The organism is Marinobacter sp. LV10R520-4, from assembly GCF_002563815.1.
Classification (GTDB): Bacteria; Pseudomonadota; Gammaproteobacteria; order Pseudomonadales; family Oleiphilaceae; genus Marinobacter.
On sequence record NZ_PDJM01000001.1, the window covers coordinates 1428523 to 1443836 of the forward strand.

Below are 15314 nucleotides of genomic sequence, written 5' to 3' on the forward strand. Positions count from 1 at the left end.
CTTCTGAACATCAAGTTCTGAGGCTGTTCATCCTCGCTTTAAAAATCGGGCCATCCGGGGCCTTTATGCTGGGCATAACATAGCAACCGAACCTGGAGTAGGCCGAGGCTTCCGTGCGTCTCTGCGACGCACTCCATCAACACGCCCGCTTTTACCGGATCCGTTACAATAACTTTGCCTTCTCTCTTGGCGATCGGAAAGGCGAGCATGGCAACGGTGGGGAGCATTCATTGTAACAATCAGACTCACAGCGTGTCGTTTATTACTGATCAACAACAAAACTTCATCATTAGAAAACAGGGTTTGCTTTATGGTTTTCCGCCACATTTTTATTCTTTCAGGTCTGGTGCTAAGCGCTGTATTGCTCCTCGCCGGTACTGTATGGCCGGGGGTGAACTGGGCCTGGGTGATCATCGGGCCGTTGATTGTTCTGGGTATACATGACCTTATCCAGAACAAACACACTCTACTCAAGATCTATCCGATTGTTGGCCACTTCCGTTACCTGTTCGAGTCAGTTCGGCAGGAGATGCAGCAGTACTTCGTGGAATCCGATCTAGATGGTGCACCGATCAATCGGGAATTTCGCAGCCTGGTTTATCAGCGCGCCAAAAAAGCTAACGATACTCGCGCCTTCGGCACCATCTTCGATGTTTATCGCGACGGTTACGAATGGATAAACCATTCCGTGGCACCCAAGGCGTGCCTCCCGGTCGATCTGCGGGTTACTTTTGGTGGGCCAGAATGCACCAGGCCCTATGAGGCGTCCTCGTTGAACATCTCCGCCATGAGTTATGGTGCCCTGAGCCGCAATGCCGTAATGGCACTCAACCGGGGTGCGAAACTCGGAAATTTTGCCCACAACACCGGCGAGGGCGGGATCAGCGAGTGGCACCTTGAGTACGGTGGTGACCTGATCTGGCAGATTGGAACCGGCTATTTTGGTTGCCGCACGCCAGACGGGGTATTCGATCCGGACCTGTTTACAAAGCAGGCGACACAGGATGTGGTCAAGATGATCGAGATCAAACTGTCCCAGGGTGCCAAGCCCGGGCATGGCGGTCTGCTGCCAGCCGCCAAGCTTACCGAAGAAATTGCCCGTATCCGCATGGTGCCCATGGGGGAGGATGTATTGTCACCACCCGGGCACTCGGCTTTCTCCAGTCCCGTGGAATTATTGCAATTCGTCGCCCAGCTCCGCAAACTCTCGGGTGGCAAGCCGGTGGGATTCAAGCTGTGTCCCGGTAACCGGCGGGAGTTTCTGGGTATCTGTAAAGCCATGCTGGAAACCGGCCTGCGGCCCGATTTTATTACCGTGGACGGCGGTGAAGGCGGCACTGGCGCCGGGCCGGTTGAACTGACAAACTCGGTGGGCATGCCGCTGCGCGATGGCCTGCATTTTGTGCACAATGCCCTACGAGGTATCGGCGTACGTGACAAGATAAGGATTATCGCCTCCGGCAAGGCCTTTTCCGCGTTTCATATGCTGCGGATGATGGCCATGGGGGCAGACACCGTGAATTCAGCCCGCGGCATGATGCTGGCACTGGGCTGCATCCAGTCCCGCAGATGTAATACTGACAAATGTCCTACCGGTATCACCACCCAGAATCCCGCCCGCTACAAACAACTGGATGTCACCGACAAAGGCGTGCGGGTTGCGAACTACCACCACACATCCATGGAAGCCCTGGCGGAACTGATCAGCATCATGGGCAAGGATCAACTGAAAGATCTGGAGCCCTCAGATATTAATCGGCGGGTCAATCAAGGCAGCGTCAAGAACTATGCCGAGCTTTATCCCTGCATTGATGAGGGGTGCCTCTTACACACCAACTCTGCACCGAGTGCCTGGGCCAGTGACTGGCACCAGGCAACGACCGACCACTGGCACTGACGGCTTGAGCAGCCAGTATCTTCACAAGACCGCCTGGGGCCTTAGACTGCAATTTGGACGCCGTTACCAGCTTTCCCCGAAGGGCCGGATATCCAGTTCGAAGGTCCAGGCCGAAGCATCCTGATGACACAGCGTCCAAATAGCATCCGCCACGGCGGAGGGCTTGACGAAAAAATCATCCGGTTTGTCATGCAGCCACTCACGGGTACGTGGCAAATCCATCACGCCGTCAATCAACACATTGGCCACATGAATTCTTTCCGGCCCCAACTGCCGGGCAAGGGATTGCGCCAGGCTGCGCTGGGCCGCCTTGGCCGAAGCGAAAGGCGCGGAATTCGCTCTGCCCCGGGTTGCCGCAGACGCACTGGTTACCACGATACTGGCAGTATCATGCTGGCGCAGCTGCGGCAAAACCGCCTTGGTCGCCGCTACAAGGCCCTGGACGTTGATGCGCCAGTTGGCCTCGAAGTCCTCTAGGCTGGCCTCCTCCACATTCTTGAAAACACCACCCCCGGCATTGTAGAGCAGCACCGATACCGGTCCGAGTTTCTGCTCAATCGCTTGGAACGTTGAATCCACGCTACCCATCTCTGTGGCATCGTACTCGTAGGCATGGGTATTCGGAATTTGTTGCACCAGAGATTCAAGATAGTCCCGACTGCGCGCCAGCATCGCCACCTGGAAGCCCCCTTCGCTGAAACGGCTGGCCAACGCTTCACCGTTACCGGGACCTACCCCAATGATCACACACACTTTGTTCATCAAACGCTCCTTTTTTAACTATCTCGGACACCTCCTAGCGACGTACTATCAACCGACGACGCAATGAGCGCCACTTCCAACATGTGCCCTTACGCACGCGTGAGTTCGAGTTTCTTGCCCTCATCCACGCGCGGCGCTCGCCTGGTCGTCCAAAAACCGCACGATACAGGTAGCCACCTCGCGGGGGTTTTCCTCCATGATCCAATGCGCTGCATCCGCGATCCATTCGAGCTTTGCATTCGGAATGGCGTCGGCCAGGCGCTGGGCATATTCGGGTTTCTGAAACGGATCCATGTCGCCCCACAGCACCAGCGTCGGCATATTGATCGTGTCCAGTTCCCGCGCAATCGCCATGGTGTATTCGGGGTTAAGCCGGCGGAAGTTGCGGAAAAGAGCTGCCTTACCAGCCTCTCCTGCCCAAGGGCTCAGCATAATCGCAATTGCCTCATCGCTGAGCCCGTCAGCAGAGACCACACCCTGAGGCAAGAAATTGCGCAGCATCTTGTCAAACTCCTCGACGCTCATGCCCGCCTCGGCATCGGGGTCTTGCAGTGGCTCGAATTCGGGAATGGGCCAGCTGTCGAAACAGATTGCGCTGGCCAGAATGAGGCTGTTCAAACGCTCTGGATGACGTACCGCAACGATTTGCGCGACGCCGCCTCCGATGTCATGCGCTGCCAGATCGACGCGGCCGAGACCGAGCGCATCCATGAACCCAATCAGAATGCGCGCCTGCGCCGCGATCGAGACATCAACGCGCTCCGGCTTGTCCGACCGACCATAGTTCAACATATCCAGTGCGATGACCCGCCGGGTTTGCGCCAGCGTGGGGATCACATTGCGCCAAAGCAGGCTGGAGGTCGGAATGCCGTGCAGCAGAACCAGAGGAGGACCATCACCTTCGTCCAGATATGCGATCCGGTGGCCTTCGACCATGAGGAAACGGTGGGTATGGCGGTTATCAGTCATCGGGTAGCTCCTTTCTTTTGGGTTACGCACTGCATGATTTCCTTGGGCACCTGCATAAGCGCATCAATGTTCGAAAGTCGACCCGTGGGCTTGAGCGTGCAATTCAGCAAAAGCGCCTTCAGGCCGGAAAAATCCATCCCGTGGCTCGCGCTCAGGCTTTCGTTGTGCCGGGGCGCAGGGCGGCGTAGGTGACGCCGAAAACGGCGCCGAAGATCACATGCAGTATCAGCGTGGCTACCGGCACCATCATGCCCGACAGCATGCCGATCACGTCGAGATCCGGCATCATGCCCATCATTCCTTTAAGCATCATCAGCGCCGAAAGGACGACAGTGGCGATAACTCCGGCGGCGACGCCGGCGATATAGGTATTTATGCGGTCTTTCTCCTTCTATTATTTATTATCGGTTGGAAGGTATTAATAACCATAAATCTTGACCGCGGAACGTGTCAATCCTTCGGGCCTATTGACTCGTAAATACGTAACGCACTTCTACATAGTCATTATTGAACGTGCGCCCAACACACTTGGCGCATTTAAACAGCTATCCACTTGTGCGGCGGCAGCTCGGTATCACTGTCGCTTACCATGGCTCTGACGCAGAATGGCAGTCCGCTTCTCGGTGGTTAAATTGCGTCTAGGCTTTCATGGCGACGCCTTATCTAATGTGCTACACCTGAATCCTGAGTCCGCCTCCTTTAAATTTTCATACAAGGACGAGCAAAATGATGAAAGCATCCGACTTATTTGTAAAAGCATTGGAAAATGAGGGAGTCCAGTACATTTTTGGCGTTCCCGGCGAAGAAAATCTCGATTTACTGAATTCATTAAAGAACTCGAGCATCCGCTTGATTATCACCCGCAATGAACAAGGCGCGGGTTTCATGGCCGCCACCTATGGCCGTTTAACCGGTCAGCCCGGCGTCTGCCTGGCAACCCTTGGGCCTGGCGCAACCAATCTGATCACGCCGGCGGCTTTCGCCCAGCTGGGCGCCATGCCGATGCTCATGATTACTGGGCAAAAACCAATCAAAACAAGCAAGCAAGGTCGCTTTCAAATCCTCGATGTGGTGGATTTGATGCGCTCGGTCACCAAATTCACCAAGCAGATTGTCAATGGCAACACTATCGCCTCACTGGTGCGCGAGTCGTTTCGCTTGGCCATCGAAGAAAGGCCGGGGGCCGTGCATCTGGAATTACCGGAGGACATCGCCGACGAGGAATGTGCGGAGACGGTTTTTCCGCCCATTGGTCATCGCCGCCCCCACGCCACGCAAGACGTACTGCGCGAAGCAACCAGCATGATCGAGGCGGCAAAAAGCCCGCTGCTGCTGATCGGTGCGGGTGCTAACCGCAAACGCGTCAGCGAGGCATTGACGGCTTTCGTCGAGGCCACCGGCATGCCGTTTTTCACGACCCAAATGGGCAAGGGTGTTATCGACGAACGCCACCCACTGTATCTGGGATCAGCCGCCTTGTCCGACCACGATTTTCTGCATTGCGCCATTGACCGGGCGGATCTGATTATCAATGTGGGCCACGATGTTGTGGAAAAGCCACCGTTCTTTATGGAGCATGACGGCCAGCAAGTACTTCATGTGAATTTCTCACCCGCCGAGGTGGACGCGGTGTACTTCCCCCAGCTCAACGTGGTGGGGGATATCGCCTTTTCCGTGCAACAACTGGCGAGGCTTATTAAAAACAAACAACATTGGGACTTGTCCTTTTTCAAAACCATCAAAACAGAAGTAGACCAGCATCTGTCGAAGTATTTTTTCGATACCCGGTTCCCGATGCTGCCGCAACGTTTAGTACATGTGCTGCGAGAAACCCTGGCGGAAGATGCAGTGCTTAGCCTGGATAACGGCGTTTACAAAATATGGTTTGCCCGCAACTACAAATGTTACTCCCCCAACACCATGCTGCTGGATAATGCACTGGCTACGATGGGCGCGGGCCTGTCCAGCGCCATAATGGCTAAAATGCTGTACCCCAATACTCAAGTCGTGGCTGTTTGTGGTGATGGCGGTTTCATGATGAATTCACAGGAGCTGGAAACCGCTGTTCGCCTGAAGCTTAATCTCGTGGTGATCATCGTCAACGACAATGCCTACGGCATGATTAAGTGGAAACAGCATGCCATGGGTTTTGACAATTTTGGCTTGGATTACGCCAACCCGGATTTTGTTACTTACGCCCAAAGTTACGGCGCCCACGGCTACCGGATACAAAACGATGAGCACTTTCAACAAACTCTGGACACCTGCTTGATGTCTACCGGGGTTCACGTCATTGAACTGCCCGTGGATTACTCACTCAATCACGAAATCCTCAACGTCATGCTTAAGGAGAAAACCTGCCAACTGTGAACACAACCAACAGCATGGAAGTGTTGCGGCCTTATGATCAAAGCGTCATCCGCGAGATTCCTATGGACTCGGCGTAAACGGTCATGGGTGCCCCGGCTTAGGCGCGTCAACTGTTTCAGGATCAGTCGCGCTGGCCTGCATTAGAACCACTTCCTGATCCCGGATTTACGAATCTACGCAAGGCCCCGGGGCGGATAGTCCTGCTTCTGAATGAATGCTATGCCGGATGTCAGCATCTGCAGATCCGGCCTTGAAAAGGGGGCATTGGCGACATCCATAATCTGAAGCGTGCCATCCGGGCGAACCAGATAAGTACCAGGCTCGGCAAAGGGTTGATCAGTCTCGGCACTGCTCAAAGGATCCGAAATGAACAAACCCAGGGCACGGGCATCACGGATCGCCAGCCCGTAACCTACGGCGAAGCTCAGGTCATTATCGTCGCGGAACTGCCTGGCCTTTTCCTCCGGATCCGTGGAAATGGCAATGATATCCACATTGATCTTGTCAAACTCGTTCTTAGTGGTTTCTATCTGGCTCAGGTAGGCCTTACAGATAGGACAATGCAAACCACGATAGACCACAACCAGTTGCCACCGGCCATCATTCGGGCGTCCAGGCTCGATGGCCTGATCATCCAGTATCTTCACAAGACCGCTTGGGAATAACTGCCCGACTTTCGTTTGCTGAGTCATATTGCACCTTGATGGTGTGAGTGAATATTGTCTCTCCTGACTCTGATATGTTGGCTATTCGCTCATTTTCAACCCCGACAGACCGCATCGCGAGTTCTAGGCATCAGCCACAGCTGCAGGTTTCACGAAGAAATCGCCCGCCTCGTCGGTCACACCGGCTAGTTTGTCAGGAACTGGTCAGTCTCGTGTTGAGGGGCAAGGTGCCCCACAAGGCGCGCAAGCCGTTTCGTCCCTCTGGCTTAACGCTGTCTCCACGTTACCCTGCCCGGAATTAAATGCATAGGTTGGACTGTTCAGATGATCCACCAAGATCAGCGCCAAAATCATCGCGAGAATCAACAGGATACGGGTGCGATTGTAGGCTCGTTCCATAATTTTCTCCCGCATCAATTTGGCAACCGGAACCAGGGCCGTAGCCGGATACCAATCAACGACCCGACGAAAGCGCTGGCGAACCATACCCAGGCATGCAGGCTGGCCGAGGCAATGCCAGAAAACAGCGCCCCGATGTTGCAGCCAAAGCCTAGGCGGGCGCCATAGCCGAGCAGCAATCCGCCCACCACTGAGGCCAGAAACTGCCGGCCTTCGGGCCTGTTGCGACTGGCTTCATTGAAGCGGTTAGCCAGGCCCGCCGCGAGCATGGCGCCGAGCAGCAATCCGAAGTTCATTACCGATGGGATGTTGGTGAGCACCGAATCCTTGAGAGCCATCGCCGGGTAGTCCCATTGCCAGAACTCGAACTGGGACATATTCACACCCACCACCTCCAGCGCCTTGGCGCCCCAGACGTTAAACGCGAAGGTAATGCTCCAGGGTGCGCCACCGATGGCGAGGGTGAGGGCATTGCCAGCGGCCAGAATCAGGATCGCCCAAGTAAATGGCCAGCGGCCACTGAGCAACGTTCTCAGCACGCCGTGGTGTTGGCTTTTCCACAGCAGTTCATCCCGTTCAATCGAGCCATGGGCCTTGCGCTCAATGCGATTGACCCACCAGGCAAGGAGCCCGAGCGCGGCAAACTGAACGAGGATGGCCCCGCTGACGCCGAAGGTGTTGACCAGTGGCACCGGATCGAACCCCGGCTGATCCAGCCACCAGGGCAGATGAATGGAACCAACAACGGTACCGGCGATAAAGAACACCAGCGTCACCACCATCCGTATATTACCGGCACCAACGGTGAACAGGGTGCCGGAGCCACAACCACCACCCAGTTGCATTCCCATACCAAACAGGAAAGAGCCCAAAACCAGAGAGGTACCTACCGGCGCCACCGCACCAACCAGACCTTCCTGGCCACTGTGCAGCATGGGCACCATGATCAGTGAGGTCACGCCGAACAGCAGTAACTGAGCCCGCATGCCGGCACCGCGTTTTTTAACCACCAGATTGCGCCAGCCGGCAGTGAAGCCAAAAGCTCCATGATAGAGCGCCATGCCAAGCACCGCGCCCACCACAAACAGTGCCACCATGAACGGCGCCGTTTCCAGCCAGATTAGCCCACCCAACAGAGCAAGGCCGACCAGGGCGGTTGATACAATAAAGCGGTCAACCTGCCATACCGGCTGTTGAATACTAGGCTGCAGAACTGCGGAATCAGTCATTACGTCGCCTCTCAGTTAAACCAGTCCAAAACTTTACCCAATCCTTTTTTGGCAACCTGGATCGGACGACTGCGGTCCAGAGACCATTCCGCCATGGAGCCATCGTAGAGGGCAACCTCTTCAAACCCAGCCAACTCACTCAATACAAACCAGTCTGTGGCGGCCCAATGGCCAGTGTTGCAGAACGCGATGGTGCGGGTGCCAGGGTTCAGTTCGGCCTGGTTTACCCGCTCGGTGATGCTGGCCTGGTTGAGATACCAGACTTGACCGCGTTCACCCAAAAAATCTCCATGGGGCATGCTTCGTGCGCCGGGAATTGTGCCCAGTGACTTGACCGCTGGCGACTTATTTTCACCCCGGAAATAATCCGAAGGGCGTGCATCTACCAGCTGGGCCTGGGTGCCCCGGGCGTTCTGTACTTCCTCCAGTGAAGCAATCAGATTCTGCTGGAGTGATCCTTTGAATTTGGTCACCGCACCCTGACCACTCTCACCGCTGGCCACCTCGAAGCCGGCAGCCTGCCAGCCAGAAAAACCGCCGTTGAGAATGGTCACGTCATTATGGCCCAACACCCGGAAGGTCCAGTATACCCGGGCGGCGCTGCCAAAATCCGTCGCGCCAGTACCGGCCGGGACAACAACAACGACATCGTCATTACTGATCCCGAGGCCACCAATCAGGCGCTCCAGGCTGGTAACCGGTGGCAAGAGGCCAGCCACGCCACCCCGGCTTTCACGCCAACCATCCCCAGTGTAGCTACTGTACACAGATCCTGGAATGTGGGCCTTCTGGAAACTGCTGCGGTCACCACCGTTATCGATGCCGGAACGAACGTCCAGCACCACCAGATTATCCTGATTGAGATTAGCGTCCAGCCAGCTGGCATCCACCAGAGGCGGCGTTCTGTCGCTTTCAGCCACTGCCAGTGAACTGACGGCAAAAGCCAAAACCACTACCAAGATCCGAACCATGATGCTACTCCTGTGCTGATAATTCTTGAGCAACCATTCTAGTTTTAATCCTCTGGAATGAATAGACCCCTATCTATTGCGTTTTGTTATAAGGAAATCTCTGGATTTTTTGTCCGATAAGCGACAAAAGCCGCTATTATGAGAAATAGCGGCTTTTAAATGGGCGGTTTTTGACGATCAATGACTAACGGAATTCGGAAAAGTTAGCTCGCAGGTTCAAAGCCTCCCTAAGCATCCAGATGCAGCCAGCGCGCCAGCCGGGAGTGCGAGCGTCTGCCGAGATACAACGGCAGGGTGCTCATGACCACCAAAATGACAGCAGCGGCCACGACCGTCAGCATCGCATTGAGTTCAAAACTGTGGCCCAGTCCGGCAAACACGAAGGTCATGGGTAGCATCCCGATGGTTGTCGCGAGCGCGTAACGCCAGAGCGAGATCGCAGTGACACCGGCTGCGTAACTGATCAGGGCAAACGAAAACAGCGGAATCAAGCGGGTCAACATCACCGCAACGAACAGAAAGCGCTGGGAACCCCGGGTTATCGCCCAGCTGGCGAAGCACCAGCCAAATCACCGTCATCAAGAGCGCGACAACGACTAACACGGAAACTCGGAAAACCCATTTCGAACGGTTCATCCGGGTATACTACCCGTCTTTTAGACGACGGGAAGGGGCGGCGAAAAATTGCAGACCGTGCGGGACCTGCCACGTGGCCTGCCCGGTCATTACTGGCTCTTGCTCCAGGCAAATTTCTTGAACGGCTCATCCACCGGCGTTTCGGCGATGTGGTTGATGTAGTTACTCATTACCTTCTGGGACAGCACCATAATGACTTCCAGCACCTGGCGGTTTTTGTAACCGGCCTTGAAGAACGCTTCCAGATCATCCTGGCTAACATTGCCCCGTTTGTTCATAACGGCCAGCGTGAAGGTGCGCAATGCTTCCAGTTTGTCGCTGGGCAGCGGTGTTTCATCACGCAAGGCGTCGATAATGTCATCAGACACTTTCATCATTTTGGCAATGCCGGTATGCGCGGGCACGCAGTAATGGCAGGCATTTTCGACGTTGATGGTTTGCCAGACCACGGTTTTCTCGTCGTTGTCGAAGCTGCTGTCCAGAACCAGCTGGTGCAGTTTCTGATACGCCTCAAGCACCTGAGGTGACTCCGCCATTACCGCATGAAGCCCCGGGATCATGCCCATGTTCTTCTGTGAGTTTTCCAGAAAAGGCTTGGACCCTTCCGGCGCACTGTCCATATCATGCTTTTTAAAATCTGTCATGTTCACCTCCAGATTAATGAGCGATTGTTCAATTACTTGGTCACCGTACCTGTTGTTGAGCGATCAATCAATATATAATTGATTCCGCTGAACGCCTTTTAATGACTTGTGCAGCAGCCTTTGGCCGAGACTGCACAGCCACATCGAGAAGTTGAACACCATGGCAAGAATCGCACGCTACGACAGACAATCCGCACTCGATAAAGCCGTCGTTCTGTTCTGGCAGAAGGGGTACCACAATTCCTCTATCAAACAGGTCGAGCATGCTCTTGATATGCGCCCGGGGAGCATCTATGCGGCGTTTGGCAGCAAAGACGGTCTGTTTCTCGAAGCGTTGGCCTGCTATGTCAAAGAGTCCGGCGACCATCTTTCCAGTCACCTTGCAAAATACACCTCCATTATCGAGGGCCTTCAGGATTACCTGAGAAACATTTCTCTGGCCTGTACGCCGGGCGGTCCAATGCCATCGCGCGCTTGCATGGTGGTAAAGACCCTGCTGGAAACCAGCAACACCCATCTGCCGATCAACCAGGAAGTTAATCGGGTACTTGATGCCATCGAACACCGCCTCGGAGAAGTGCTGGAGCAGGCCAAAAGTAATCGCGAACTAAAACCGGACGTGGACTGCAAACGTCTTGCCCGCCTCCTTCAGGCGCAAATCATTGGTTTGCGCTCCTTCGCACAGAGAGATACCTGCGCTCCCAAAGTGGTCGAGCTGGGCGAGGATATGGCTGGCATTCTGGACTATTATCGGCTTTAGCCTGGACCTCAGGTCTAACCTTTTCAGCCCTTCGATTTGCCGGAACTGAATAACTCTCCTAACGCGAAAGGAGCGCAGAAGCCGCGAGGTGTGCCAAAGCGGCTGCCGATATCACGCTGCGATGCGGCCTCTACAGGAAACGGCGATGAGCCGCCATGAGCGATGGCGACAGGTCACGCTCTTTCTCAAGAAGGTTCTTGACGGAGGCGATTGCCGAATCAATGTCGATATTGTCTATTTTCAATGTCTGCCCGCACTGGGATGGTTTTGTAAGACAGTCATTACCGTGGACGGCGGTGAAGGCGGCACCGGCGCCGCGCCGGTGGAACTGACAAACTCGGTGGGCACGCCGCTGCGCGATGGCCTGCATTGCATTGGCCACATGAATTCTTTCCGGCCCCAACTGCCGGGCAAGGGCCCAACCAATCAGTCGATCGTGACAATAATACCGCCAGCCGCGTCGGCATCGTCCTGATCATGTGTTACCAGCACCGCGGGCACATTCTGTTGCCGCAGGTGCTCAAAAACGACAGCGCGCAATTCCCGCCGCAAGGGCGTATCCAGCTTGGAAAAGGGCTCATCCAGCAGGATAGCCCGGGGCCGGGAAAGGATCAGCCGAACCAGCGCGACCCTTGCCCTCTGTCCACCTGAAAGCGTCTCGGGGTCGCGGTGTCCGAACCCCGCCAGGCCAACACTGGCAAGCGCTTTTTCTACCCGCTCGGCGACGTCGTCTTTTCCACCGCGAGCGCCAAATCTTACGTTTCCGGCTACTGATAAGTGCGGAAACAGCAACGGGTCCTGAAACAGTAAGCCGACCCCGGTCTGTTCTGCCGGTCGGCCGGTAATATCCTCACCGTCCAGAATGGCTCGGCCGGTCGCGTGAAAGCTGGGCGACATGAAACCGGCAATCCAGGCCAGCAGCGTCGATTTGCCAGAGCCGGAAGGGCCCATGACGGTCAGCACTCCGCCAGGACTGATGGTTTCGTTCAGATGAAGCAGACGATTCCCATGGAGCTCCAGGGCAACGCCCTGAAGTTGTAAGCAGCCAGCCTCAGCTAAAGGGCCTGCATGCCCCGACGTTCTTTCCATAATAACCTCGGAATCAGTAATGCCAGCACAAAGCCGATGAAAGGTGTAATTGCCTGCACCATGGCCCAGACCCCGATAAGGCGGCGGTCCCCGCCCGATGACAGTGCCACCGCCTCCGTCGTCACCGTGACGATGCGCCCACCCCCCAGCATCTGGGTAGGCAGGTACTGACTGACGCTGATCGCCACGCCCAGAGCCATCGCGGTTAGCACCGGCCTCAGCATCATCGGCAATCGAATGCGCCAGAAAGCCTGATTGACCGAGAGTCCCAATGATCGGCCCAGAATGACCCACCGGAAATCAAAGCGACGGTAGGGTTCCACCAGCGTCAGATAGACGTAAGGCAACACGAAGAGCAGATGGGCCCAGACCACTACCCAAAGCGCCGGAGCCTGCCCCGCCATCTGGCTTAGCACGGTAATGCCAGACAAAAAGCCCACCTGCGGCACCAGCAATGGTAGATAGAGCAGCCAGAGCGCGCGGGTAGCCGGTCGGTTCCGGCGCTGCTCATGCTCCAGCGCAGCGAGCACCATGGCCACAGCCAGCGCGGATGCCGCCGTCGCGATGACCATGGTCATCCAGAACGGCCGGGCCAAATCCGGCAGTGCCTGCAGCCAGTGGCTCAGGGTAACAGACCCTGGCCATGCGTCGGGAAAACGCCAGAAGCCGGCGACGGAATTGAGCGCGAGGGCGAACAGCCCCAGCACCGGCAACAGCGTTGCAATCAACATGAGTCCCCGGCCGACCAGCCATAACGTGCCGTCAGATCGTTGCCGGTTCCCGCCGGCGACCCAGGCATTGAAACCCGTGCCAATCAGTTTCTCCAGCCCCCACCAGGCTGACAACGCCGATGCGGTCACCAGAAGCTGAAGCAAAGCTCCCGCCGAGGCCAGGAAGCGGCGGGTAAGATCCGGGTCATTGAACCACTGCACCACCTGAACACTCAGGGTGGAAGGCAGATTAGGCCCCAGAATCATCGCCACATCCACCGTGGACGTGGCAAACGCCAGCACCGCATACACCGGCAGGCGAATCAGCGGGTACAGTGCCGGGGCCACCGCTTTAAACCAGGCAACCCGGGGCAGGTAACCCAGGGAACGTGCCAGCATGACGCGCTGAGCTGCATTGAGCTGGGGCAGTCCGGCCAGGCTGACCAGCAGCAGGAATGGAATTTCCTTGACCACCAGGCCGCTGATCAGCGACATGCCAAAAGGATCGTTCAGCAACAGCCAGTCCGGTGGTCGCTCAAACCCGGTCAATGACGGGGACAGCCACCGCAGCATCAGGCCAGACGGCGCGACCAGAAAGGCAAACCCGAACGCCGCAGCGGCATGGGGAACCGACAACAGCGGTGACACCAGCCGCTGAATCCAACGATCAAACCGGGTATTGGCAATGGTCGAAAGAAACAGGAATACGATGATCAGCGCCAGGCCGGTTGCCAACAGGCCACTACCGAAACTCACGGCAATCGACCGCAGAATGCCGGGCGTTGCCGCCAGCTCAAGCCACGGACGAAGCGACCAGTCATCGCCCCCAAGTACAGGCAAGTAGCCAAAAGCCGGTGGCACGGTAAACAAGGTGCCTCCTACCACCGGCAAGACCAGACTGAGAACAATAATCCAGGGTGCAAGGCGCAGCATTGGCAAGCTCAGGTCATCATCAAATGGGGTCAGTTGCCGCTGTATCGCTCAAGCCAGGCGGTTTCCAGGGCCTCAACCCAGCTGGCATGAGGTTCCTCCACGACCTGCTGGAGCTCTGCCGGTGTCACTCCGCCCTTGGGCGACGGCAATGCTTCGAACAGGGCTTTCTGTTCGGCGTCCAGTTGATCCATAGACAGCACAGTCAGGAAGCCCCAGTTGTCCGGATGCTGCGCGTAGGCTTGGGCCTCCGGGGACAGCAGAAAATTCGCCACCACCATGGCGGCTGACTTATGCTGGGCGTTGAAGGGTATGGCCAGAAAGCTGACGTTGCCGATGGTGCCCCCGTCTAGCACATAGCTCTTCACCGTTGGCGGCAGCTCGTTGTTGGCGATGGCGGCTGGCACCTCGGCGGGCCAGAAGGAGAAAGCCAGGCTGAGCTCGCCATCCCCCATCAGGCGGCGTAGGGACGGACCGTTGTCGGGAAAATTACGGCCGGACCGCCAAAGGTGTGGGTGAAGCTGGTCCAGGAAACTCCAAAGGGGCGCTGTGACCGCCTCGAAATCTGCCTCGGCAACCGGTCCATACAGCGCGTCTCCATCGCCTGTCAGTTCAATTAAAGCCTGTTTCAGGAACGTGGTGCCCAGATACTGAGGCGGCTTGGGATAGGAAAACTCACCAGGATTTTCCTGCGCCCATTCAAGCAACTCAGGCATCGAGCCCGGAGGGTTGTCCGTCAGCGATGTGTCGTAATAGAACACCACCTGCGCCTTGCCCCAGGGCGCCTCCATGCCCTCCACCGGCACGGTAAAGTCGGTCGTTACGGCAGGGTTGTTTTCGGGGTCTGTCAGGCTGAAGTTCGGCAGTTTCCCGACCCAGGGGCCAAACAGCAAGCCTGCCTCTTTAAGCGTTGCGAAGTTCTCGCCGTTGACCCAGATCAGGTCAACAGCGCCTTCGGAGGTGTTGCCTCCCTGTTTCTCTGCAACAACCCGTGACACGGCTTCGGCGGTATCGCCCAGCTTCACGTGGACAAGGTCGATGCCGTAGCGTTCCTCGACCTGCCCCGCGGCCCAGCGGATGGTGTTATTGGTATTCGATTCTCCGCCCCACGCGTTGAAATAGACCGTTTGTCCGCGCGCCTGCTCAACAATGGCCGGCCATTCATCGGGTACTGCGGCATGGCTGCCCAGCGGCAGCGCCAGGCTCACGGATAACGCCAGTAAAGTAGACTTCATCAGGACCTCTGTTTGTCGTTGTCGCTATTAGTTGGTTAAAAACTGTTC

Annotated in this window: 14 protein-coding genes and 1 pseudogene; 4 read left to right on the forward strand and 11 right to left on the reverse strand. The window is 56.4% G+C overall.

The window, feature by feature from the left end:
• The first annotated feature begins 310 nt into the window (after positions 1-310).
• Positions 311-1897 carry an FMN-binding glutamate synthase family protein gene (locus ATG98_RS06785; protein WP_098420164.1) on the forward strand — a complete coding sequence of 529 codons (1587 nt, stop codon included), beginning with the start codon at positions 311-313 and terminating at the stop codon, positions 1895-1897.
• Positions 1898-1960: 63 nt separating this feature from the next.
• Here ATG98_RS06785 and ATG98_RS06790 read toward each other — a convergent pair whose 3' ends face one another.
• The 3 genes from ATG98_RS06790 to ATG98_RS22265 all read right to left on the reverse strand — a co-directional run bounded on the left by ATG98_RS06790 (position 1961) and on the right by ATG98_RS22265 (position 3917).
• The gene (locus tag ATG98_RS06790) at positions 1961-2659 is read right to left on the reverse strand and encodes an SDR family NAD(P)-dependent oxidoreductase (RefSeq protein WP_098420165.1); all 699 of its coding nucleotides are present in this window, start codon (positions 2657-2659) and stop codon (positions 1961-1963) included.
• A 120-nt stretch (positions 2660-2779) separates the two neighbouring features.
• Positions 2780-3628: an alpha/beta fold hydrolase gene (locus ATG98_RS06795; protein WP_098420166.1), complete on the reverse strand. Its 849-nt coding sequence runs from the start codon at positions 3626-3628 to the stop codon at positions 2780-2782.
• A 151-nt stretch (positions 3629-3779) separates the two neighbouring features.
• Entirely contained in the window at positions 3780-3917 is a 138-nt protein-coding gene (locus tag ATG98_RS22265; RefSeq protein WP_228706042.1) for a DUF1440 domain-containing protein, read from the reverse strand.
• A 437-nt stretch (positions 3918-4354) separates the two neighbouring features.
• Between ATG98_RS22265 and ATG98_RS06805 the strand changes: the two genes are divergently transcribed.
• Positions 4355-5998 carry an acetolactate synthase large subunit gene (locus ATG98_RS06805; protein WP_228706043.1) on the forward strand — a complete coding sequence of 548 codons (1644 nt, stop codon included), beginning with the start codon at positions 4355-4357 and terminating at the stop codon, positions 5996-5998.
• A gap of 173 nt (positions 5999-6171) precedes the next feature.
• On the opposite strand, the gene ATG98_RS06810 is transcribed toward ATG98_RS06805, so the two are convergent.
• The 5 genes from ATG98_RS06810 to ATG98_RS06835 all read right to left on the reverse strand — a co-directional run bounded on the left by ATG98_RS06810 (position 6172) and on the right by ATG98_RS06835 (position 10542).
• Positions 6172-6690 carry a redoxin domain-containing protein gene (locus ATG98_RS06810; RefSeq protein WP_098420169.1) on the reverse strand — a complete coding sequence of 173 codons (519 nt, stop codon included), beginning with the start codon at positions 6688-6690 and terminating at the stop codon, positions 6172-6174.
• A 386-nt stretch (positions 6691-7076) separates the two neighbouring features.
• The gene (locus ATG98_RS06820) at positions 7077-8291 is read right to left on the reverse strand and encodes a YeeE/YedE family protein (RefSeq protein WP_098422469.1); all 1215 of its coding nucleotides are present in this window, start codon (positions 8289-8291) and stop codon (positions 7077-7079) included.
• Positions 8292-8302: 11 nt separating this feature from the next.
• Complete coding sequence (locus ATG98_RS06825; protein WP_098422470.1) at positions 8303-9262, reverse strand: sulfurtransferase; 960 nt, start codon at positions 9260-9262, stop codon at positions 8303-8305.
• Between the two features lie 227 nt (positions 9263-9489).
• Entirely contained in the window at positions 9490-9753 is a 264-nt protein-coding gene (locus ATG98_RS06830; protein WP_267283829.1) for a VTT domain-containing protein, read from the reverse strand.
• Between the two features lie 234 nt (positions 9754-9987).
• Positions 9988-10542 (reverse strand): carboxymuconolactone decarboxylase family protein, encoded by a 555-nt coding sequence (locus tag ATG98_RS06835; protein WP_018405385.1) that lies wholly within the window; start codon positions 10540-10542, stop codon positions 9988-9990.
• A gap of 160 nt (positions 10543-10702) precedes the next feature.
• Here ATG98_RS06835 and ATG98_RS06840 point away from each other — a divergent pair, with 160 nt between their 5' ends.
• Together ATG98_RS06840 and ATG98_RS22925 are read left to right on the forward strand one after the other, a co-directional pair.
• Positions 10703-11302, forward strand: coding sequence for a TetR/AcrR family transcriptional regulator (locus tag ATG98_RS06840; RefSeq protein WP_098420172.1), 600 nt, complete (start codon positions 10703-10705; stop codon positions 11300-11302).
• Between the two features lie 280 nt (positions 11303-11582).
• A pseudogene (locus ATG98_RS22925) lies at positions 11583-11669 on the forward strand (glutamate synthase-related protein); the annotation flags it as partial.
• Between the two features lie 59 nt (positions 11670-11728).
• On the opposite strand, the gene ATG98_RS06850 reads toward ATG98_RS22925, so the two are convergent.
• From ATG98_RS06850 to ATG98_RS06860, 3 genes are read right to left on the reverse strand one after another with little or no spacing between them, the layout of a single operon-like run.
• On the reverse strand, positions 11729-12391 hold the full coding sequence (locus ATG98_RS06850; RefSeq protein WP_098420176.1) for an ATP-binding cassette domain-containing protein: 663 nt from the start codon (positions 12389-12391) through the stop codon (positions 11729-11731).
• Entirely contained in the window at positions 12358-14034 is a 1677-nt protein-coding gene (locus tag ATG98_RS06855; RefSeq protein ID WP_098422472.1) for an ABC transporter permease, read from the reverse strand. The genes ATG98_RS06850 and ATG98_RS06855 overlap by 34 nt, the downstream gene beginning before the upstream one ends.
• A gap of 29 nt (positions 14035-14063) precedes the next feature.
• Entirely contained in the window at positions 14064-15266 is a 1203-nt protein-coding gene (locus tag ATG98_RS06860) for an ABC transporter substrate-binding protein (RefSeq protein ID WP_098422473.1), read from the reverse strand.
• Between the last annotated feature and the right edge of the window lie 48 nt (positions 15267-15314).